The sequence below is a fragment of the Dactylosporangium sp. NPDC049140 genome, from assembly GCF_040648435.1.
Genome location: NZ_JBEZDS010000010.1, coordinates 201,803 through 222,526, shown reverse-complemented (window position 1 = coordinate 222,526; position 20,724 = coordinate 201,803). Strand labels below are relative to the sequence as shown.

General features: G+C 73.9%; 19 protein-coding genes. 11 read left to right on the top strand and 8 right to left on the bottom strand.

The genetic code is table 11. The annotated features are described in order from the left end of the window. Positions 1-780: a methyltransferase domain-containing protein gene (locus tag AB0B76_RS19305; RefSeq protein WP_360376602.1), complete on the top strand. Its 780-nt coding sequence runs from the start codon at positions 1-3 to the stop codon at positions 778-780. Here AB0B76_RS19305 and AB0B76_RS19300 read toward each other — a convergent pair. From AB0B76_RS19300 to AB0B76_RS19290, 3 genes are read right to left on the bottom strand one after another with little or no spacing between them, the layout of a single operon-like run. Next, positions 770-1,375, bottom strand: coding sequence for a VTT domain-containing protein (locus AB0B76_RS19300; RefSeq protein WP_360376599.1), 606 nt, complete (start codon positions 1,373-1,375; stop codon positions 770-772). The two genes, AB0B76_RS19305 and AB0B76_RS19300, sit on opposite strands and share 11 nt — an antisense overlap. Next, positions 1,372-2,118, bottom strand: coding sequence for an MBL fold metallo-hydrolase (locus AB0B76_RS19295; protein ID WP_360376597.1), 747 nt, complete (start codon positions 2,116-2,118; stop codon positions 1,372-1,374). Before AB0B76_RS19295 ends, AB0B76_RS19300 begins: the two co-directional genes overlap by 4 nt. Before the next feature lie 20 nt (positions 2,119-2,138). Then, on the bottom strand, positions 2,139-3,560 hold the full coding sequence (locus tag AB0B76_RS19290; protein WP_360376595.1) for an MFS transporter: 1,422 nt from the start codon (positions 3,558-3,560) through the stop codon (positions 2,139-2,141). Between the two features lie 84 nt (positions 3,561-3,644). Here AB0B76_RS19290 and AB0B76_RS19285 point away from each other — a divergent pair, with 84 nt between their 5' ends. Continuing rightward, a complete protein-coding gene (locus AB0B76_RS19285) occupies positions 3,645-4,601 on the top strand; it encodes an Lrp/AsnC family transcriptional regulator (RefSeq protein ID WP_360376593.1) in 957 nt (318 codons plus the stop codon). On the opposite strand, the gene AB0B76_RS19280 is transcribed toward AB0B76_RS19285, so the two are convergent. Both AB0B76_RS19280 and AB0B76_RS19275 read right to left on the bottom strand, forming a co-directional pair. After that, positions 4,573-4,980 carry a hypothetical protein gene (locus AB0B76_RS19280; RefSeq protein WP_360376590.1) on the bottom strand — a complete coding sequence of 136 codons (408 nt, stop codon included), beginning with the start codon at positions 4,978-4,980 and terminating at the stop codon, positions 4,573-4,575. The two genes, AB0B76_RS19285 and AB0B76_RS19280, sit on opposite strands and share 29 nt — an antisense overlap. After that, positions 4,977-5,390: a MarR family transcriptional regulator gene (locus AB0B76_RS19275; RefSeq protein ID WP_360376588.1), complete on the bottom strand. Its 414-nt coding sequence runs from the start codon at positions 5,388-5,390 to the stop codon at positions 4,977-4,979. Before AB0B76_RS19275 ends, AB0B76_RS19280 begins: the two co-directional genes overlap by 4 nt. A gap of 259 nt (positions 5,391-5,649) precedes the next feature. Between AB0B76_RS19275 and AB0B76_RS19270 the strand changes: the two genes are divergently transcribed. Then, complete coding sequence (locus AB0B76_RS19270) at positions 5,650-6,987, top strand: condensation domain-containing protein (RefSeq protein WP_360376585.1); 1,338 nt, start codon at positions 5,650-5,652, stop codon at positions 6,985-6,987. Positions 6,988-6,994: 7 nt separating this feature from the next. On the opposite strand, the gene AB0B76_RS19265 is transcribed toward AB0B76_RS19270, so the two are convergent. Beyond that, positions 6,995-7,741: an alpha/beta hydrolase family protein gene (locus AB0B76_RS19265; RefSeq protein WP_360376769.1), complete on the bottom strand. Its 747-nt coding sequence runs from the start codon at positions 7,739-7,741 to the stop codon at positions 6,995-6,997. Between the two features lie 51 nt (positions 7,742-7,792). Between AB0B76_RS19265 and AB0B76_RS19260 the strand changes: the two genes are divergently transcribed. The 4 genes from AB0B76_RS19260 to AB0B76_RS19245 all read left to right on the top strand — a co-directional run bounded on the left by AB0B76_RS19260 (position 7,793) and on the right by AB0B76_RS19245 (position 14,737). Continuing rightward, a complete protein-coding gene (locus tag AB0B76_RS19260) occupies positions 7,793-8,989 on the top strand; it encodes an MFS transporter (protein ID WP_360376582.1) in 1,197 nt (398 codons plus the stop codon). 353 nt (positions 8,990-9,342) lie between these two features. Next, a complete protein-coding gene (locus AB0B76_RS19255; RefSeq protein ID WP_360376579.1) occupies positions 9,343-11,292 on the top strand; it encodes a glycosyltransferase family 2 protein in 1,950 nt (649 codons plus the stop codon). Beyond that, the gene (locus AB0B76_RS19250; RefSeq protein WP_360376577.1) at positions 11,289-12,407 is read left to right on the top strand and encodes a glycosyl hydrolase; all 1,119 of its coding nucleotides are present in this window, start codon (positions 11,289-11,291) and stop codon (positions 12,405-12,407) included. The genes AB0B76_RS19255 and AB0B76_RS19250 overlap by 4 nt, the downstream gene beginning before the upstream one ends. 23 nt (positions 12,408-12,430) lie before the next feature. Next, positions 12,431-14,737 carry an Hsp70 family protein gene (locus AB0B76_RS19245; protein WP_360376574.1) on the top strand — a complete coding sequence of 769 codons (2,307 nt, stop codon included), beginning with the start codon at positions 12,431-12,433 and terminating at the stop codon, positions 14,735-14,737. Position 14,738: 1 nt separating this feature from the next. Here the strand turns inward: AB0B76_RS19245 and AB0B76_RS19240 are convergent, their stop codons facing one another. Then, entirely contained in the window at positions 14,739-15,281 is a 543-nt protein-coding gene (locus tag AB0B76_RS19240) for a hypothetical protein (RefSeq protein WP_360376572.1), read from the bottom strand. An 84-nt stretch (positions 15,282-15,365) separates the two neighbouring features. Between AB0B76_RS19240 and AB0B76_RS19235 the strand changes: the two genes are divergently transcribed. Further along, positions 15,366-15,977: a disulfide bond formation protein DsbA gene (locus AB0B76_RS19235; protein ID WP_360376569.1), complete on the top strand. Its 612-nt coding sequence runs from the start codon at positions 15,366-15,368 to the stop codon at positions 15,975-15,977. 20 nt (positions 15,978-15,997) lie between these two features. After that, positions 15,998-16,414 (top strand): tRNA (N6-threonylcarbamoyladenosine(37)-N6)-methyltransferase TrmO, encoded by a 417-nt coding sequence (gene tsaA / locus AB0B76_RS19230; protein WP_360376567.1) that lies wholly within the window; start codon positions 15,998-16,000, stop codon positions 16,412-16,414. Positions 16,415-16,419: 5 nt separating this feature from the next. On the opposite strand, the gene AB0B76_RS19225 is transcribed toward tsaA, so the two are convergent. Then, positions 16,420-17,883: a hypothetical protein gene (locus AB0B76_RS19225; protein ID WP_360376565.1), complete on the bottom strand. Its 1,464-nt coding sequence runs from the start codon at positions 17,881-17,883 to the stop codon at positions 16,420-16,422. A 109-nt stretch (positions 17,884-17,992) separates the two neighbouring features. Here AB0B76_RS19225 and AB0B76_RS19220 point away from each other — a divergent pair, with 109 nt between their 5' ends. Both AB0B76_RS19220 and AB0B76_RS19215 read left to right on the top strand, forming a co-directional pair. Next, complete coding sequence (locus AB0B76_RS19220; RefSeq protein ID WP_360376562.1) at positions 17,993-18,661, top strand: HAD family phosphatase; 669 nt, start codon at positions 17,993-17,995, stop codon at positions 18,659-18,661. A gap of 252 nt (positions 18,662-18,913) precedes the next feature. Beyond that, a complete protein-coding gene (locus AB0B76_RS19215; RefSeq protein WP_360376559.1) occupies positions 18,914-20,626 on the top strand; it encodes an Hsp70 family protein in 1,713 nt (570 codons plus the stop codon). The last annotated feature ends 98 nt before the right edge of the window (positions 20,627-20,724 follow it).

Below are 20,724 nucleotides of genomic sequence, written 5' to 3'. Positions count from 1 at the left end.
ATGTCTGAGGCCGCGTTACGCCCCTGGAACTGGGAAGACCCGCAGGAGCTGGCCGCCACGGTCGACTCGTTCACCGACGACCTGGCCCGCGTCGAGAAGCTCGCCCCCGAGCTCGAGGCCGAGGTGCTCGACCGCTCGCACTTCGACCGGCTCGGCCTGACCGGCATCGAGTTCGCCGCGTTCAAGACGAGCCACCCGCAGGGGCTGGGCACCGACCTCGTCTCGCTCACCGCGGCCGACGGCACGAAGACCGGGCCCGGCCAGGTGTACCGCGTGGACGGCAGCGCGTACTTCGCCGAGATGGACATCACCGGCCCGCTGCCGGTCGCCGACGACACCGTGGACTGGGTCTACGCCGAGCACCTGATCGAGCACGTGACCCTGCGGGCCGGGATCGCCTGGCTGAGCGAGGTCCGGCGGATCCTGCGCCCCGGCGGCCTGCTGCGGATCACCACGCCCGACCTGAAGGTGTACGCCGAGAGCTACGTCAGCCACGACGGCTTCTTCGGCAAGCACCGCCGGCGCATGAACCGGGCCCTGACCGGGGTCGCTCCCGCCATGCCCGCGCGCGGGGCGTTCATGTTCAACCAGCTGTTCTACGTGTACGGCCACCGCTGGCTCTACGACCTCGAGGAGCTGCGCTACGCGCTGACGGCGGCCGGCTTCGGCGAGGACGCGATCGCGGTGCGCGCCTACCGCGAGGGCGCCCGCCCGGACGTGGCCGACCTCGACCAGGTGCTGCGCAACGACGAGACGATCTACGTGGAGGCTACGGCGTGACCTGCGCCCCCGAGTCCCTGCCGGCGCGGGCCTGACGGCGCTTCTCCACCCGGCCCGCGACCTGCCCGGCGACGAGCACGACGACGATCGCGCAGACCACGCCCTGCCACGGCTGCGGGAAGACGTTGCGGCTGAGCAGGCCGATCGCCGAGTAGGTGGCCGACCACAGCAGGCACGCGGCGACGTTGGAGACGATGAAGGCACGCCACGACAGCCCGACGATCGCGGCCGTGAGCAGCACCGGGATCCGGCCGCCGGGCACCAGCCGCGACACGAGCAGCGCGGTCACCGGCCGCCGGCGCAGCCGCTCCCGCACCGTCCCGGCGAGCTTCCACGGCTGGCGCAGCAGCCGCAGCCGCCGGGTGAGCGCCTCCCCGCCGGCGCGGCAGATGGCGAAGGTGACGGCGTCGCCGAGGTAGGCCCCCAGGCCGCCGGCCGCGATCACGACCGGCACGGCCAGGGGGCTGTAGTGCGCGCCCAGCACCGCCGTCGCGCTCACCGCGGCCCCGGTCGGCAGGACCGGGAGGATCGAGCCGGCCGCCACGATTCCGAACATGATCGCCACCGCGGCGGCCAGGCCCCCGAGCGTGATCACGAAACGGTCAGGCTCTCGCCGGGTGCGAGCACGCGCACGTCGGTGCGCGGGGCGGTGCCCCGGGTGGCCTCCGCGAACTCGTCGCCGGGGCGGTGGAAACGGTCGGGCCGCACCCGCCCGCAGCCGATCGGCCACAGCGTGCCCCAGTGGATCGGCACCGCCTGGCCGGGCTCGACCAGCCGCATCGCCTCGGCGGCGCGGCCCGGGTCGAGGTGGCCGGGGCCGAGGGTCCAGCCCCAGCCCCAGACCGGTACCAGCGCCAGATCCACCGGGCCGAGCTCCTTCATCTCGTCGAAGAGCCCGGTGTCGCCGCCGAACCAGGCCGAGCGGTCGCCGCTGACCACGTAGCCCAGGGCCACCGCCCGGATGCGCGACTTCGGCGTCCGGCCGCCGTCGTGCGCGGCCGGCACCGCCCGCACGGTCACGTCGCCGACCTTGGTCTCCTCCCCGGCCCGCAGCTCGACGAAGTCGCGCTCGCCGAGCCGGGAGCGCAGGAACGCCGCCGCCCCGTGCGGCACGATCAGCCGCGTGGACGGCGGCAGCGGCCGCAGGGACGGCAGGTCGCAGTGGTCGGAGTGCAGGTGGGACACGACGACCGCGTCGGGGGCCCGGTCCAGCTGCGGCCGGGGCCCCCGCCGGCGATGCAGGTGCGCCAGGCGGTCGCGCAGCACCGGATCGGTCAGGATCGTGACTCCGCGCTCGCGGATGGCCACGGTCGCGTGCCCCCACCAGGTGACGTCCATCCCGCCATTATGGGCGCGATCTACACCGATTCGCCGACGACCGGGTGCTCCGCGGCCTTCGGGGCGGCCGGGGCCTCCCAGGCCGGGCGGCCCGTGCGCACCACGAGGAGCACGAGGACCGCGGCGGCCAGGGCCACGAAGCCGGCCACGGCGACCACGTGGTTCACGGCGTCGGTCGGCGCGTGCCGGCCCGCGAGCCGGTGGGCGAAGATCGAGCCGAACACGGCCACCCCCAGGGCGAAGCCGAGCTGGCGGAACGTGTTCACCGCGCCGCCGGCCATGCCGCTGCGCTCGTTCGGCACCGCCGCCAGGGCGGCCGAGGCCATCGTCGGCAGCACCGCGGCCACGCCGAGCCCGACGACGATCAGGCCGGGGATGAGCGCGGCCCCGGTCGAGGCCGGCGTGAGCCGGGCCTGCAGCAGGGCGCCCGCGCCGATCAGCAGCAGGCCGGTGCCGATGCTCCAGCGCGGGGGTACCCGCTGCAGGAACCGACCGCCGAACGCCGCGGCGACGAACGCGGCCGCGCTCATCGGCAGGGCGCCGAGCAGGCCGGCGTCGACCGGGCCCTTGCCGAGGAACTGCTGCAGCCAGACCGTGGTGAAGGGCAGGTACGCGAAGGCGGCGGCCTGGGCGAGTACCGCCGCCGCCATGAGGGCGCTGAAGGACGGCCGGGCGAACAGGCGCAGGTCCAGCATCGGGTGGTCGGTGCGCCGCTCGACCGCGATGAACGCGACCAGGGCCAGGGCGGCGAGGGCGAAGGCGGCCAGGGTGCTCGGCGCGGCCCAGCCGGCGTCGCCGCCGCGGATCAGGGCGAACGTGACGGCCGCGGCGCTGAGCGTGAAGGTGACGGTGCCGGCGAGGTCCAGCTTGTTGCCGGTGCTCGCGCGCCCGTGGGACTCGGTGACACCGCGCAGGGTGAACCAGATCGCGACCAGGCTCACCGGGAGGTTGACGAGGAAGATCCAGCGCCAGCCCAGGTGCTCGGTGAGCAGCCCGCCGGCGATCGGCCCGGCCGCGGCGGCGGCGCCGTTGACCGCGCCCCAGACCCCGAAGGCGACGCCGCGGTCCTTGCCGGAGTAGGCGACGCTGAGGATGGCGACGGTGGTGGCGAACATCGCGGCGCCACCGAGGCCCTGCAGGAACCGGGCCGCGATCAGCAGGCCCGCGTCGGGGGCGACCGCGCACAGCAGCGAGGCGGCCGCGAACAGGACGGTGCCGCCGAGGTACACCTTCCGGCGCCCGTGCCGGTCGGCCAGCGCGCCCGAGGCGAGCAGGACGGCGGCGAGCGCGAGGGCGTACCCGTCGAGCACCCACTGGAGCCCGCCGAGCGTGGCCCCGAGGTCGCGGGCCACGGCGGGCAGCGCGACGGTCACGATCGTGACGTCGACGAGCAGCATGAACGTGCCGATGGAGACGGCGGTGAGAGCAGACCATTTGTGCATGCCGACGAATGTGCGGTGCGCGCCGCTTTGCCGGTAGGTTTCCGGCCCTTCGCGGCGGATTCCGACCTGAGCTACCGTGAGGTGGTGGAAGTCGACACCCTGGACCACGGAATCGTCGACGCGCTGCGGCTCGACGGGCGCGTCTCGTTCAGCGTGCTCGCCGACGTCCTGGGCGTCTCCGACCAGACGGTGGCGCGGCGGTACCGCCGGATGCGCGACGCCGGCCTGCGCGTCGCGGCCCTGCCCGACGGCGTGCGCCTCGGCTACGACATGTGGACGATCCGCCTGCAGACCACGCCGGACAGCGCGGGCCCGATCGCCGACGCCCTGGCCCGCCGCCCCGACACCACCTGGGTGACGCTCGGCTCGGGCGGCACCGAGGTCACCTGTGTCGTACAGAACCCGGGCACCGCCGACCGCGAGACCCTGCTGCTGCAGAAGCTGCCGCGCACCCCGCGCATCGTCTCGGTCCGGGCCCACTGCCTCATGCACCACTTCGCCGGCGGCCCGGTCGGCGGCGAGGCCCGCACCATCACCCTCACCCCGGAACAGGTGCGGCGGCTGCGCCCGTCCGGCCCGCCGCCGGGCACCCCCGCCGTCCTGGCCGAGGAGGACCGGCCGCTGCTGGCCGCGCTCAACCGCGACGGCCGCCTCGGCTACCCGCAGCTGGCCGCGGAGACGGGCTGGTCGGAGTCGACGGTGCGGCGGCGCCTGGAGCACCTGCGCGCGACCGGGGCCGTCTTCTTCGACGTGGAGATGGACCCGGCGCTGCTGGGGTACCCGGCGCGCTTCCTGCTCTGGCTGACGGTCGCGCCGGCCCACCTGGCCGCGGTCGGGCAGGAGATGGCCCGGCACGAGGAGGCGGTGTTCGTGGCCGCGACGACGGGCGAGACCAACCTCCTGGCCACCGTGATCTGCCATGACATGGCGCAGCTGTACACGTACATCACGCACCGGATCGGCCCGTTGCGGGGCGTGGAGCGCCTCGAGTCGGTGCCGGCCCTGCGCCACGTCAAGCAGGTGGCGGCGGTGCATCAATGAGCTCGAAGGGCTTCGCGTCGGGCGGCACCCAGCCGGTCCGCGCCGCCTCCGTCGCGAGCGTGCCCGGCCGGTAGTGCTCGCTCAGGAGCCGCTTGCCGAGCACCTCCGGGCGCCGCGCCGCGAAGGTGTCGAAGTCGGGGTCACCGGGCGTCATGCGGGCCGCGATCAGCTCGACCCAGCCGCGGCTCATCGTGACGTGGTACTTGCGGGGCTGCCCCGCGTACCGGGCCGTGCGCCGAATGCCGTCGCTGACCAGCGCGACCGCCGAGTCCGGGCCCACCCGGCGGATCGCGAGCCAGGTCAGGTGCACATGTTCGCGGTGCCCGAAGCGCCCCGGCCCGGCGGTGACGGTCGCGAACAGCTCCTCGAAGGAGGTCATCGCGCGGCCTCGGTGAGCGCCTGCAGTACCGCCGCGACATCGTCCGCGGCGCCGGGCGGCAGGCTCGCCAGGGCCCGGCGCTCCAGGTCGGCCAGGGCGGCGAGCACCCGGTCGGCCGTCGCCGACCCGTCCGGGGTGAGCCGCACGACGACGGTGCGCCGGTCGTGCTCGTGCGGGCCGCGGGCCAGCAGGCCGCGCTGCTCCAGGCGGTCGAGGATGCCGGTGAGGGTGGTGGGGCGGGTGCCGGCCGCCGCGCCGAGCTCCGACACCGTCGCGCCGCCGGGGTGGCGGGCCAGGTTGGCCAGGGCGTTGAGCTCGGACGGGGCGAGCCGCAGGTCGGCGAGGTCGGTCGTGAGCCGCTGGAGGGTGGCGTGGGTGGCGCGCTGCAGGTCGAGCAGGAGGAATACCACGAGATCGGATTATACGATATCGTAGTTCATGCCGCCTCATAGATTTGGCAGGCGCCCGTCCGGCGGCGTTTCCTCGCGGTGTACATCGCGGTGTCGGCCTGCCGCAGCAGCTCGCCGGGGAGCGAGGCCCTCGTTGGACAGGGCCACCCCGAGGATCTGGCTGAGGCTTTATCCAACCTCGAACTCGGTCGGTCAGCCCCGTGCGTCCATCCATTAGTCTTCTTGCCTACATCAATGTCTGGGCGAACGATCGCCAGACATGGAACGCATCACAGTGACCTTCGAGGCCGGCGGCGCGGGCCGCGGCCGCCTGACGTGGGGCCAGCAGCAGGTCTTCCAGGCCATGCGGGAGATGGGCAGCTCCATGAGCATGGGCGGCGTGGTCCCGGTAGAGGACGGCCGCACGGTCGCGGACTTCGCCGGCGAGCTCCGCTTCTTCATGACGCGCTACCCGTCGATGCGCACCCTGCTCCGCTTCGCCCCGGACGGCACGACCACCCAGGAGGTCTTCGCGAGCGGCGAGGCGTACCTGGAGGTCCACACCGCCGGGACCGATCCGCCCGCGGCGGCGGCGCTGGCGGCCGAGGTGTTCGCCGCCTGGAAGTCCCGGACCTTCGACTACACCACGGAGTGGCCGATCCGCATGGCCGTGGTCCGCTCCGGCGCCGGCGGCCCGGTGACCCACGTCCTGGTCGAGGTCTGCCACATCGCCACCGACGCGACAGGCCTGGCCACGATGATCCGCGAGCTGCCCGGGCACCACGAGCTCGGCGCGGCGCCGGCGACCGGCCCCTTGGAGGTCGCGGCCCAGCAGTGCACCGAGACCCGCCAGACCGCCAACGCCATGCGCCACTGGGAGTCCCAGCTGCGCACGATCCCCCCGCAGCGCTTCCCGGACGGCTACCGCGAGCCGCAGGCCCCCCGCTTCCGCCAGCTCGTGTGGACCTCCGCCGCCCTGCACGCCGCGAGCGAACGCCTGGCCGCGCTCCTGTCGATCGACACCGCCCCCGTTCTGCTGGCCGCGTACGCCGTCGCCTTCACCCGGGTGGTCGGCGCCGCCCCCTTCGCGACCCAGGTCATCGTCGGCAACCGCTTCCGCCCGGGCCTGGCCGACGTGGTCTCGCCGTTCTCCCAGAACGGCCTGGTGGTCCTGGACCCGCGCGACATCACCGCGGAGGAGGCCGTCCTGCGCGCCCGCCGGTCCTCGCTGAGCGCGTCGAAGTACGCCTACTACGACCCCGCGACGCGCCAGACCCTCATCGACCGGGTGGCCAAGGACCGCGGCGAGCCGATCGACCTGCAGGTCTTCTACAACGAGCGCCGCCTGGCCCTGCGCGCGCCGCAGTCCGCCCCGGACGGACCGGCGATCCTGGCGCTGCGCCCGCAGACGACCTGCCTCCGCGAATCCCCGCTGCCGTACTTCAACGAGAAACTCATGCTCAACATCGACGACGTCCCCGGCACGATCCAGATCACCACGGAGGTGGACACGGCCTACCTGCGGGTCGAGTCCGTCCACCGCCTGCTGGAGGAGATGGAGCACTTCACGGTGACCGCCGCCCTGAACCCGGCCGCCCCGGCGTTGCCGGTTCCGTGAGCGTGGGTCACGCCGACGGCAGCCAGGCCAGCACGTCGCGGATCTTCGCGTCCCAGAACGACCATTCGTGCGCGCCGGGGGAGAACTCGGCCCTCAGCGGGATGCCGCGCGCGGCGCAGGCGTCGCGGAAGTGCACGTTCGACTCGTACAGGACGTCCTCGGTGCCGCAGGCGATGAACAGCGGCGGCGGGTTCTCGACGCTCTCGAGCAGGTGCAGCAGGTCGTCGTCGGTGCCGGCGATGGTGGGCGGGTCGCCGTAGATGCGCTCCCACATGCGCGGGTCCTCCGGCTTGTGCAGCTCGCGGGCCCGGGTGGCCACGTCGAGGACGCCGGAGAGGCTGGCCGCGGCGCCGAAGCGGTCGGGGTGGCGGAGGGCGAGCTTGAACGCGCCGTAGCCGCCCATGGACAGGCCGGCCACGAACGTCTTGGCGGGGTCGTCGGAGAGGCGGAACAGGCCGCGGGCCGCCCGCGGCAGCTCGTCGGCGACGAAGGTCCAGTACGGGCGGCCCCAGGCCTCGTCGGCGTAGAAGCTGCGCTCGACCTGGGGCATGACGATGGCGAGCCGCCGCTCGTCGGCGTAGCGCTCCAGGGCGGTGTACCTGGTCCAGGCCGTGCTGTCGTCGCTGAGGCCGTGGAGCAGGTAGAGCGTGGCGAGCTCGCCCCGGGCGCCGGGCTCCGGCTGGGGCAGCAGCACGGTCATCGAGGTGCCGACCCCGAGCACGTCGGAGGAGAAATCGCAGCGCAGCCGAGCCATCGTCATGATTGCATGGTATTTGACCGGAATCATCGGGACGGGGGAGCGCCGATGCTCGAACAGCGACGTGCGAACCTCGCCCTGGCCGCGCTGTCCATCTCGACCTTCACGTTCGTCACCACCGAGGTCCTGCCCGTCGGCCTGCTGACGCTCATGGCCGACGACCTGCACCGCTCGGAGTCGCAGGTCGGCCTGCTGATGACCGGCTACGCGGCGGTGGTCGTGCTCATGTCCCTGCCGCTCGCCCACGTGACGCGGAGCGTGCCGAAACGGCTCCTGCTCGGCGTCACCCTCGGCGTGTTCTCCGCCGCGACGCTGGTCAGCGCGGTCGCGCCCGGCTACGAGGTGCTGCTCGGCGCGCGGCTCTTCGTCGGGCTCACCCAGGCGCTGTTCTGGTCGATCGTCGCCTCGACCGCGACCGGCCTCTTCCCGCCGTCGCAGCGCGGCCGCACCGTGGCCCGCATGTCGATCGGGGCGGCCCTGGCCCCGGTGCTCGGCGTGCCGCTGGGCACGTGGCTCGGGCAGCAGGCCGGCTGGCGCTTCGCGTTCCTGGTCATGGCCGTCGTCGGCGTCGCGACCTGCGCCGTGGTGGTGGCGCTCGTGCCGGCGGCCCCGCCCGAGGCCGACGCCGCATCGCGCGGGGCGGCGCCCTCGCGGCGGCGCTACGTCCTGCTGGTGCTGTCCACGGCGATCGTGGTGACCGGCGCGCTTACCGCACAGACCTACGTCACGCCCTATCTGCTCGACGTCACCGGGTTCGCCGCCGCGACGCTCGGGCCGCTGCTGCTGGTGACCGGCGCCGCCGGATTCCTGGGCACCATCGCCGTGGGGCGGTTTCTCGATCGGTATCCCTGGCTGGCCCTCGTCGCCCCGATGGCCCTCATCGCCCTGTCGCTGCTCCTGCTCTACAGCCTCGGCACGCTGAAGGCCGCCGCGGTCGTGGCGCTGGCCCTCAACGGCTTCGCGTACAGCGCCATGGCCGCGGCCGTGCAGAACCGCATCCTCCTGGTCGCCCCGGGCAGCACCGACCTCGCCTCGGCCGGCGGGAGCTCGGCGTTCAACGTGGGCATCGCCGCCGGCTCGCTCCTCGGCGGCCTGATCATCGACCACGCGGGCGTCCGCAGCGTCGCCCTGGCGGGTGCGCTCATCACCGCCGTGGCCGTGGCGCTGCTCCTCGCCGAGCCGCGCCTGACCCGGACCCGCCGCCGGCCGGCCGAGGCGGCGCTCGCCGGCGGGTATTCAACATAAGATGCGGCCCGGCCGGGTTTGATACGCCCTGCAACTGTTGCCCGATGTCGGCTTTTCGACAGAACCCGGGGTATTTCCGGCGGCAATGGATCGGTTCAAGAAAGTGACCCGGAAAGAGGCTGTCGGATCCGTTACATCCGGGGGGCTCCGGGGTGCCGCGGGGAGGCACGGCAGGGGCTTTCACCTGCGGAAACGATCATGCGGCGCGATTGATGACGGCCCGTTCGGGTGGTCCTCGTGATCGCATTCTGTGCCTACCATCGGCATTGCCGAAGCAGCTCAGGCGGCCCAGGCTCCCTTTACACCGGAACGCCACGTGAAGATCGGAGGCCGGGTCGTTGCTGGACACCGTCGTGCCCCCATCGGCAACGCCCGGAGCCGGGATCAAGCCCGTCAAACCCGGCCGGGCCGAGCGCCGCCGGGTCCGGTCCCAGGCGAAGCTCGCCGAGACCCACCGGGCCTATGAGGACTGCAACGAGCTGGCCGGGCCGTTGACGATGCCGCGGAAGGCGCAGCACCCCGTGGTGTTCCGGCACGTCGGCGGGGCCTGGCGGCGGGTCATGCTGTCGCTGCTGATCGGGCTCAACTTCCTGACCGGCCTGGTGTTCGTCGGCTGGCTGCTGCTGCCCGAGCACATCCCGGGCACGGCGGGCGACGACACGCGGCCGAGCATCATCGTCGCGCGGGTCGCGTTCTGCTTCGTGGTGCTCGTCGAGGCCGTGCGGATGCTGCAGAACTTCGCCGTGTGGGTGTTCGCCTGGAAGGCGCGCGACCCGGTGCCGATGGTGCCCGAGCGCGGGCTGCGCATCGCGATGCTGACCACCATCGTCCCGGCCAAGGAGCCCATCGACGTCGTGGAGCGGTCGCTGCGGGCCATGCAGCAGGTGCGCTACGACGGGCAGGTCGACCTCTGGATCCTCGACGAGGGCGACGACCCCCGCGTGAAGGCCATGTGCCGGCGGCTCGGCGTGCACCACTTCAGCCGCAAGGGGCGGCCCGAGTTCAACCAGGAGCACGGCGCGTTCCGGGCCAAGACGAAGTCCGGCAACCACAACGCCTGGCGGGCCACGCACGAGCACGTCTACGACGTCGTCGCGCAGATGGACCCCGACCACGTGCCGCTGCCCAGCTTCCTGGAGCGCACGCTGGGCTACTTCCGCGACCCCGACGTCGCGTTCGTCGTGGCGCCGCAGGTGTACGGCAACATGTACGACAACTGGGTCGTGCACGGCGCGTCCGTCCAGCAGTACCTCTTCTCCGGCCTGATCGAGCGCGGCGGCAACGGGCTCGACGCCCCGCTGCTCATCGGCACGAACCACCTCTACCGGCCGCTGGCGTGGGGGCTGATCGACGGGTACCAGGACTCGATCATCGAGGACCACCTGACGAGCATGGTCGTGATGGGCGCCAAGAACCCGCTCACCGACCGGCGGTGGAAGGGTGTGTACACGCCCGACGTCGTCGCGGTCGGCGAGGGCCCGACGAGCTGGACCGACTACCTCAACCAGCAGAAGCGGTGGGCGTACGGCGTGTGGGAGATCCTCCTGCGCCGCTCCCGGCCGCACCTCAAGCACCTGCGGGGCGGCCAGCGGCTGTGCTACTGGCTGGTGCAGTCCTACTACCCGAGCGTCGCGCTGTCGGCGGTCTCCGGCATCGTGGCCACCGGCACGTACCTCGGGCTGGGCATCAACGCGGCGACGATCGAGTGGCAGTGGTGGCTCGGGCTGTGGTCGGCCAGCATGGGCAGCTGGGCGGTGCTGTGGCTGTGGCTGCGCCGGTTCAACCTGGCGCGGCACGAGCGCCGGGAGATCGGCGTGCACGGCATGCTGCTCGCGCTCTTCGCGGTGCCCGTCTACGCCGCGGCCGGCCTCGCCGCGCTCGCCCGGCGGCCGCTGGCCTACGCGGTGACGGCGAAGGGGCGGCTGCGCAGCGTCGACGGGCCCCGGACGTTCCGGACCCACGCGGTGTGGGCCCTGGTCGGCGCGGCGCTGCTGACGACGAGCGGGATCATGGGGTACGACTCCATCGCCCTTCGCTTCTGGGCCTCGGTCAGTGTCGTCGTCGGGATCGTCCCGCCCCTTGTCGCGTGGGCGGCCTACCTGCGCGACCGCGGCGTCGAGGAGCCGGTGGAGGACCCGGTGACCGCCGGGCTCGTCGTCACCGTCCGCGCGACCGCCGCGAGCGCGGCCGCGATCGACGACCTGCCGACCGTGCGGGGCTTCCCGGCCGTGTCGCACGCCGGGTACCCGCTGCCGAACAAGAACCTCGAGGCCCACCACGTGCCGCAGGGGAGCGCCGCGTGATCACGCTGCCCCGCCTCATGCTCGCCGCGCTCGTGCTCATCGGCGGGTACGTCTTCGTCGTCGCCCCGCGCGTCGAGGCCGAGACGAGCACCACGGCGAGCTGGCAGGCGCAGCTCGCCGAGCCGGTGCCGAGCTTCTCGCCGACGCCGAGCGCGCCCGGCCGGCGCCCGCAGGTCTTCCCGCAGGCGGGCACCGCGTTCTTCGGCGTCTTCACCGAGAAGGGCCCGGGCGACCTTACCGCCTACGACGGCTTCGTGCGGGCGGCCGGCAAGAGCCCGCAGGTGATGATGTTCGCGTCGGGCTGGGGTGCGGAGAAGCACTTCGACCGCCAGCCCTTCGACCGGATCGTCAACCGCGGCATGCTGCCGATGCTCGGCTGGGAACCGTGGGACTACCGCGCCGAGTCCAAGCAGGACCACGACCGGGGGACCCAGCCGCAGTACCGCCTGGCGAAGATCAGCGGCGGGGACTACGACGGGTACATCTCCGAGTGGGCGCAGGGCATCAAGGCGCTGGGCTACCCGGTGGCGATCCGCTTTGCGCACGAGATGAACGGCTACTGGTACCCGTGGGGCGAGTCCGCCAACGGCAACCGGCGGGGCGACTACGTGGCCGCCTGGCGGCACGTGCACGATCTCTTCGCGCGGCTCGGCGCCGCGAACGTCGTCTGGGTCTGGAGCCCCAACGTCGTCTACGAGAACTCCACCCCGCTGTCGCAGCTGTACCCGGGCGACGACTACGTGGACTGGGTCGGCCTGTCCGGCTACTACGGCACCGCGGGCATGGAGACGTACCAGACCTTCGACCAGATCTACCGGCCCACCCTGACCGAGATCAAGCAGCTCAGCAAGCGCCCGGTCGTGGTCACCGAGACGGCCGCCACCGACGCCCAGGGGCGCAAGGCCGACTGGATCACCGACCTGCTGCAGACGCTGCCGCAGCACCCGGAGATCATCGGCTTCCTCTGGTACGAGTCGGTCAAGGAGACGGACTGGCGCATCGCCGCGTCGCCGGCCGCGTCGGCCGCGTTCGCCAAGGGAGTCGCCCAGCCCTACTTCGGTGCGAAGTGGGACCCCGACATGACCCCGCGCCGGCTCATCCCGGTGCGGAACTGAACACGAACAGAGGAGCAAGCGTCGTGTACGTCGTCGGCATCGACCTCGGCACGTCCAACACGGTCGCCGTGATCCGCTCGCCCGATGGGCGGCGCCGGCCCGTGTTGTTCGACGGCGCCCCGCTCATGCCGTCGTCGGTGTTCATGACCGACGACGGGCAGCTCGCCGTCGGCCGCGACGCCCAGCGCCTCGCCCAGCTCGACCCGGGCCGCTACGAGCCCAACCCGAAGCGGCGCATCGACGAGCCGTCGGTGCTGCTCGGCAGCGCCGAGATCCCGACCGTGCACCTGCTCGCCGCGGTGCTGCGCGCGGTCGCGGTCGGCGTCGCCGAGGTGACCCGCTACGCGCCGCCGATCGTGCTCACCTACCCCGCGTCCTGGGGCTCGACCCGGCGCAAGGCGCTGCACGACGCCGCGCTCGCCGCGGGGTTCACCGACGTCAGCATGCTCCCCGAGCCGGTGGCGGCGGCACGGTACTTCATCAGCGCCCTCAACCACCCGCTGCCCCGCGGCGAGGCCCTCGTCGTCTACGACTTCGGCGGCGGCACCATCGACATCGCCGTGGTGCGCAACGACCCGCAGGGCTTCACCGTCATCGGCTCCGGCGGCCTCGAGGACGTCGGCGGCCTCGACCTCGACGCGGCGCTCGTCGAGCGCCTCGGCGAGGTGCTGCAGGAGTCGCAGCCCGACGTGTGGCGCCGGCTGCAGGACCCGCGCACCGCCCAGGACCGCCGCGACCGCCGCCTCTTCTGGGAGGACATCCGCGGGGCCAAGGAGATGCTCTCGCGCACCACCGTCGCGCCCGTCAGCGTCCCCGGCGTCGAGGCGGCCCTGCACCTGACCCGCGACGAGCTCGAGCAGAAGATCGGGCCGATGATCGCGCGTACCGTCGCCGAGACCGCCCGCGTCGTGCGCGACTGCGGCCTGGAGCCCGGCCGGCTCGCCGGCATCCTGCTCGTCGGCGGCTCGTCCCGCGTCCCGCTCGTGGCCCGCATGCTGCACCGTGAGCTCGGCGTGGTGCCGACCGTGCTGGAGCAGCCGGAGCTGCCGGTCGCCGAGGGCGCGGTCGTGCACCCGTCGGAGCTGACCGCGGACGGCCGCGTGCCGGTGGCGACGGGCACCGCGTCGGTCCCGGTGAGCGCCCCGCCGTCGGGAACGGTCTACGGCGGCACGGAGTCGATGCCGTATCCGGTCTCGGCGATGCCGGCCCCGGTGTCGGCCGTGCCGGTCTCGGGCTCGCCCATGCCCTCGGCCCCGGTCTCGCCCGCCGTGTACCCCGCGCTTCCGTCCACAGTGGACTCAGTGCCGCCCCCGCCGCCCCCGCCGCCGGGAGGCCGGAGGCGGCTGGCGCTCGTCGCGGGGGTGGCGGCGGTGCTGCTGCTGGGGGTGGGTGGCTTCTTCGCCCTGAAGACCTACACGACGGACGACAAGACCGACCAGCAGGTCGTCGGCAAGTGGGACAAGCTGCCCAACCTGCCCAGCGACGTGGCCATCGAGGGCGCGGGCGCGGCGGTCGCCAACCGGAAGCTGTACGTGATCGGCGGCCTCACCGCCGAGGAGCCGCGGCACCAGACCGACGCGGTCTCGGTCTACCTCCTCAGCAGCGGCAGCTGGACCTCGGGCCCGAGCCTGCCGCGGCCGCTGAGCCACATGTCGGTGGTCCTCGACGGCGCGGGCAGCATCTGGGTGCTCGGCGGGCTGGCGAAAGGCGGCGCGACCGACGAGGTGTGGCAGCTCAAGGACGGCTCCTCGAAGTGGGAGGAGGGGCCGAAGCTGCCGGCCAGGCGCAACTCCGGCACGGCCGTCTACGACAGCAACGGCATCGTCTACGCCGGCGGCACCGACTCCGGCGGGGCCGCCACCGACACCGTCTGGGCCCTGGGCGACACCGGCTGGAAGACGATCGGGCAGCTGTCGGAGAAGCGCGAGAAGCTGACCTCGACCACCGACCGGGCGGGCCGGATCTGGTTCATCGGCGGCCGGCGGCAGGACGGGGACCAGAAGACCGTCACGTTCGACTCGATCGACATCATGCAGGACCGCAAGATGACCGGCGACCACCTGAAGATGGACGCGCCGCGCGAGGGCGCGGCGGCGATGTCCATCACCAACGTCGGCCTGTGCGTGCTCGGGGGCAACAACGGCGCCAAGGCGTTCGGCTGGTGGTGCGAGAAGAGCGGCGCGGCGGCGACGCTGCCCAAGCAGGACGTCCCGCGGGCCGGGCAGGCGGTCGCGGTCTCCGACGGCGTCGTCTACGCCGTCGGCGGCTACAACGGGGAGAAGAACCTCAACGGCACCTTCACCGCGGAGGCCTTCCGGTACACCGGCTGAGTCACAGCTTCCCGTCGACGACCCGCACGCGGTGGCCGCCGAGGCGGCGGGCCGTCTCGTGCACGAACTCCGCGCGCAGCGGCGGCCAGTTCCAGAACCGGACGCCGACGCGGGCGAAGGCCCACGGCACCCAGTCCCCGACGGGCGTCGTCCGTCCACATCCGACACACGTGACGTCGCCGGGCCGGCCCGCGGGCCAGGGTGCGATGGCGGCCTGCACGGCGTCCCACTGCGGGTCGCCGGTCTCGCAGTGCGGGCAGCGGGGATCGTCGTCCGCGCCCTGGCCGGCGTCGACGACGGTGGCGCCCGCGAACACCTCGACGCCGTTGGTCCACCTGGTGCGCAGGCGCTCGTCGGGGGCGGTCACGGCGCTCTCGTACCGCGGCCCGGGCGGGTTGCCCAGCGGCGCGCCGAGCACGCAGTCGGTCCGCTCGGCGCCCACGATCCCCGCGGCGACCAGCCACGTCAGCAGCCCGGCGGCGAGCCGCGGCGCCTCGTCCCCGCCGGCGTCGACGTCCGCGATGACCTGAAAGTAGTCGCCCACCGGCGGATCGTACCGAAGTGCCCACTTGGCCCAGTCGATGTGTCGGCGAATTGGAACTTCCGTGGGCCAATGGGCTCGGCTTGAATGGTGGGCGTGACGATCGTGGACATGTGGTTCGACCCGAAGTGCCCCTGGGCGTGGAACACCTCGCGCTGGCTGCTCGAAGTGGAGCAGGTCCGGCCCGTCGAGGCCCGCTTCCACGTGATGAGCCTGTGGCTGCTCAACCGGGAACGGGAAGGGCTCGAGGACTGGTACCGCACCTGGCTCGCCGACACCCTGGGCCCCGTCCGCGTGCTGGTCGCGGCCGAGCGGCGCTACGGCCCCCCGGTCCTGCGGGACCTGTACACCGAGCTCGGCACCCGCATCCACCACGGCAAGGAGCCGATCGGCGCGGACCTCTTCCGGCGTGCCCTGACCGCGCTGGACCTCGACCCGGACCTCGCCGCGGCCGCGGACTCCGCCGAGCACGACGAGGAGCTGCTGGCCAGCCACCGCGCGGGCCTGGACCCGGTCGGCGAGGACCTCGGCACGCCGGCGCTGCACATCGAGGGCTCGGCGTTCTTCGGGCCGGTGGTGACCCCCGTGCCGCGCGGCGAGGCGGCCGGGCGGCTCTTCGACGGCCTGCTGCTGATGGTGACGACGCCCGGGTTCTACGAGCTCAAACGGGGCAACCGGGTGTCACCCACCGTCGACTGAGGTTCGGTAGGGTCCGCGGTATGGAGCATGACGGGTTCGTTGTCCGGCCGGTCGGCCGCGTCGAGTCGCCGCTCACCGACCGGGCGGGCGCGCCGCGGCAGGGCGACGAGGACGCGCCCGAGGCGTGGGTGGTCTTCGCGGAGCGGGTCGGGCCGGCCCTGGCCGACCTGCGCCCGGGCGATCGGGTGCTGCTGCTCACCTGGCTGCACCGCGCCGACCGGGACGTGCTGGCCGTGCGCCCGCGCGGCGACCTCGGGCGGCCGGAGACCGGCGTGTTCAGCACCCGCGCGCCGGACCGCCCCAACCCGATCGGCCTGCACGGCGCGGTGATCCTGGCCGTCGAGGGGCTGCGCGTGCGGGTCTCGGGCCTGGAGGCGATCGACGGCACCCCGGTGCTGGACGTCAAGCCGGTGCTCGGCGGCGTCGACGAGCGCTGAGGCGCTCAGGCGTTGCGGATCTCGTTCGCGCACGCCGACGCGACGCCCGCCCAGGCGGTGCCCAGGTAGGCGGTCGAGGCCGACTCGAGCGACTCCTTGTTGCGCACCACGCCGCCGAAGAAGTCCAGCATCTTGCCCTCGCCGTACTTCTTGGCCAGGCAGGTGACGGCGAGCAGCGCGATGCCGTACCGCGCGTCGATCTCCTGGCCCTTGGCGCTCGCCGGCGGCGGGCCCAGCGCGATCGAGCCGTTCCAGCCCTGCCTGACGAACTGGCGCACGGACGGCAGGCGGCCCCGCGTGGTCTGGCCGTCGCGGTCGGAGATGTAGTCGGCGATGCCCTCGGTGAGCCACCACTGATCGGCGCTGCCGTAGGTGTCGCCGATCGTCACGACGTGGCCGAGCTCGTGGGTGAGCAGGTTCTTCAGGTAGCTGCCGCCGGCGTCGTCGGACTGGATGACCACGCCCTGCGCGCCCTTGGAGTAGCCGTCGTAGAACGGGCCGAGGTCGGTGTTGTCCCACCAGCTGTTCCACTCGCTGGGGGCGGCGACGTACACGATGTACCACTTCGGCGCCGGGCCCCAGTGCGAGTAGCGGTCGGCGATGTCGGCCGCGGCGTCGGCGGCGGTCAGCACCCGCTGGAGCTTGCTCGCGGTGGCCCCGGAGCCGGCCACGATGGCCCGGCGGCCGGTGAGCGCCTGCAGCGCGGAGGCGTCCCACGGGTCGGTGCCCTGCGTGTACTTCGTGACCGTCACCTGGTCGCCCGCGATGCTCCACGAGGTCTGCACGACCTGGGAGGACTGCGGGGTGCAGCCCTGGCCGAGGCAGTAGTCGTACTCGACGATCACGTCCCAGCTGCCGTCGGCGCCCTGGCTGGGCTTGTCGACGAGGTTCGGCGTCCACCCGCCCACGCCCATGGCCCGCAGCGAGCCGAACCGTTTGATGTAGCCGTCCCGCAGGTTGGCCGCCACCCCGGCGAGGTAGCCGTCGCGGTCCCCGGCCAGCAGCGCCTTGGCCTGCTTGGCGAGCTGACCGCGGATCTTGTCGGCGACCGTGAGCTCGCCGGCGGTGGTCTGGGGCGCGGCCGCGGCGGCCGCGCCGGAGCGGACGGGGAGCCCGCGGCCGGGCAGCGCGACGGTCTGCCCGCTCGGGCCCTGCGCGGCGATCCACACGATGAGCGCCAGCACCAGCCCGGCCGCGACGACCAGGCCCGAGACCAGCGGCCAGCGGCGCCTCGCCGTGGCCGGCGGCAACGGCGCGGGCCCGGTGCTCGGCGTCGGCCAGGCCATGGGCGGCGCGATGGGCGCGTCCAGGGGATGCGGCGGCGCGTCCGGGAGCGGCGGCGGCGCGGTGGGCTCGTCCGGGAGCGGCGGCTGGAGCATGTCCGGGCCGCGCTGCTGCGGGATCTTCGCCGCCGCGGGCTCGGCCGTCACCGCCGGTGCGGCCGGCTCCGTCTGATCCCCGTCTTCCACGCAGCGCACCGTACTGGATGCGAGCCTCCGGCGACATCGGCGGAGCGGCCGACTGCCGGACGTGACGGCGATCATAGGGCCGCCGCGGTGGCGGTCGTACCGTCGCCGCATGCTGCTCCCCGGCATCGAGGCACTGGTGTTCGACTTCGACGGCCTGCTCATGGACACCGAGAGCACGCTGCTGGAGTGCTGGCGCGCGGAGTGGCGCCACCACGGCCTGGCGCTGGACGAGGCCGGGTTCTTCGCCGACCACGGCGGCGACCTCACCGAGGCCAGATACGCGCAGCTCGGGGCGGCCGCCGGGCCCGGCTACGACCGCGCCGCCAGCCACGCGCGCCGCACCGCCCACCGCGACGCCATGCACGCGGCGCTCGGCCTGGCCCCGGGCCCCGGCGCGTGGCTCGACCGGGCCGAGGAGCTGGGCCTGCCGATGGCGGTGGCCAGCAGCTCGCCGCGCTCGTGGGTCGAGCAGCACCTGGGCCGCACCGGCGACCTCGGCCGCTTCAAGGCGTGCGCGTTCGGCGACGAGGTCGCCGCCCACAAGCCCGACCCTGCCGTCTACCGGCTCGCCCTGGAGCGGCTCGGCATCGCGGCGGCGCGGGCGGTCGCGTTCGAGGACACCCCGCACGGCGCGGCGGCGGCGCGGGCGGCGGGCCTGCGCTGCGTGGCGATCCCGAACGCGTACGCCGACCCGGCCCGCTTCACCGCCGCCGGCCTGGTGCTGAGCACGGCCGCGGGGGTGACGCTGGACGACGTGCTCGCTCGGCTGCCGCGATGAACCGGCTGTGGTCGCTGCTGGCGCCCCGCGGTGGTGGGACTCGCCCGGAGGTTGAGCGGCTGCCATAGGATGCCGCGATGCCTTTCCGGTTCGCGGTGGACCTCGGCACCTCCAACACCGTCGCGGTGGTCGACCGCGGCGACGGCACGCCCCGGCCGTTGCTGTTCGACGGCAGCCCGGTGCTGCCCTCGGCGGTGTTCGCCGACGCGTCCGGGGCGCTGCTCGTTGGGCCGCGACGCCGAGCGGCACCTGATGACCGACGCCGCGCGGTTCGAGCCCAACCCGAAGGGCCGCGTCGACGAGGGCGTCATCCTGCTCGGCGACCGCGAGCTGCCCGTCGCCGAGCTGCTCGCCGCGGTACTGCGCCGGGCCGCCACCGAGGCCGCCCAGACCGGGGTGCCGGTGGCCGGCGCGACCGTGCTGACCTGCCCCGTCGACTGGGGCAACACGCGCCGGGCGGTGCTGCTCGACGCGGCCGCGCGCGCCGGGCTCGGCCGCGTGACGCTGGTCGACGAGCCGGTGTCGGCCGCGACGTACTGCGTCCGCGCGCTCGGCGGCCGCCTGGCCCCCGGGCGCTGCGCGGTGGTGTTCGACTTCGGCGGCGGCACCCTCGACGTCACCGTCGTGGAGGCCACGGGCGCCGCCCCCGCGCTGCGTGTGCTGGCCACGGGCGGGCTGGCCGACCTCGGCGGTACCGACGTCGACGACGCCCTGGTCGGGCACGTCGGGCACCTGGTCGCCGCGGCCGACCCGGAGCGGTGGCGCCGCCTGGCCGCGCCGCGCACGCCCGGCGAGCTGCGCGACCGGCGCACGTTGTGGTCCGAGGTGCGCCAGGCCAAGGAGATGCTGTCCCGCGCCGCGTCCGCCCCGCTGCACGTGCCCGGCCTCGACCGCGCCACCCACCTCACGCGCGAGGAGCTCGACCGCGTCGCCGGGCCGCTGGTCGACCGCGCCGTCGACGAGACCCGGCGGGTCCTCGAGCGCTCGGGCATCCCGCCGGCCCGGCTGGACGTGATCGTGCTCGTGGGCGGCTCGAGCCGCCTGCCGCTGGTGGCGAGCCGGCTGCACGCGCGGTTCGGGTTGGCTCCGGTGGTACCCGAACAGCCCGAACTTCCCGTGGCGTTCGGCGCGCTCCTGCTGGCCAACGGCTCGCCCGCGCGGCCGGTGGCGCTCCCGGCCCCGTCGGACCACACCGCGAGCGGCACCGTCTACGGCGGCGGCCACCCGGCGGCGCCGCCCCCTTCGACCGGCGCGTTTCCGGTGCCGCCGGCGGCTCCTGTCAGCGCGTTTCCGGTCGCGCCGGTCAGTCCTCCTCCTGCTTCCCCTCCGCCGCCGGCCCGCCGCCCCTCGGTGATCATCGGACCGGGCGTGACGATTCAGGGCAATGTGGCGGTGTACGGCGACGAGTCCCTCATGCCCCGCGACGACGACTCCGCCACCGACTCCGCCACCGACTCCGCCGCCGGCGACGAGCCGGTCGTGGCGCCGCCGAAGCCGCGCCGCCGGGTGCTGCGGCGCCTGCGGTTCGCGGCGCTGCCGTTGCTGCCGTGGGTACTGATCATGGTGCTGACCCCGTGGGGCCGCGGCCTGCTGCAGGACGGCCGGGCGGCGCTCTTCGGCCCGGAGGCGACCCCGAGCGCGTCGGCCGCGGCCGGACCGCCGGCGCCGCCGCCGTCGTCGCCGCCGGCCTCCGCCGGCGTGCCGGCGACGGTGCAGCTGCAGCCGAACGCGGGCAAGGCCGGCGTGGCGGTGAAGCTGACCGCGCACGGCTTCGCGGCGGGGGAGAAGGTCGAGGCCCGGGCGGGCACCAAGCTGCTCACGACCCTGACCGCCGACGACGGGGGCACGGCCGAGGCGAGCGTGACGGTGGCCCCGGCCGGCACGAAGGCGGGCGCGGTCGTCGTCCAGCTCGTGGGCCGGACGAGCCGGAAGTCCGCCACCGCCTCCTTCCGCATCACGGCCTGAACCCTGGCGCGGGGGCGCTACTGTCGATCGAGCCCGGCACGAACGGCGGACGATGCCGGGCGATGTGCCGATGGCATCCGCACGCGACGTACGGTTCG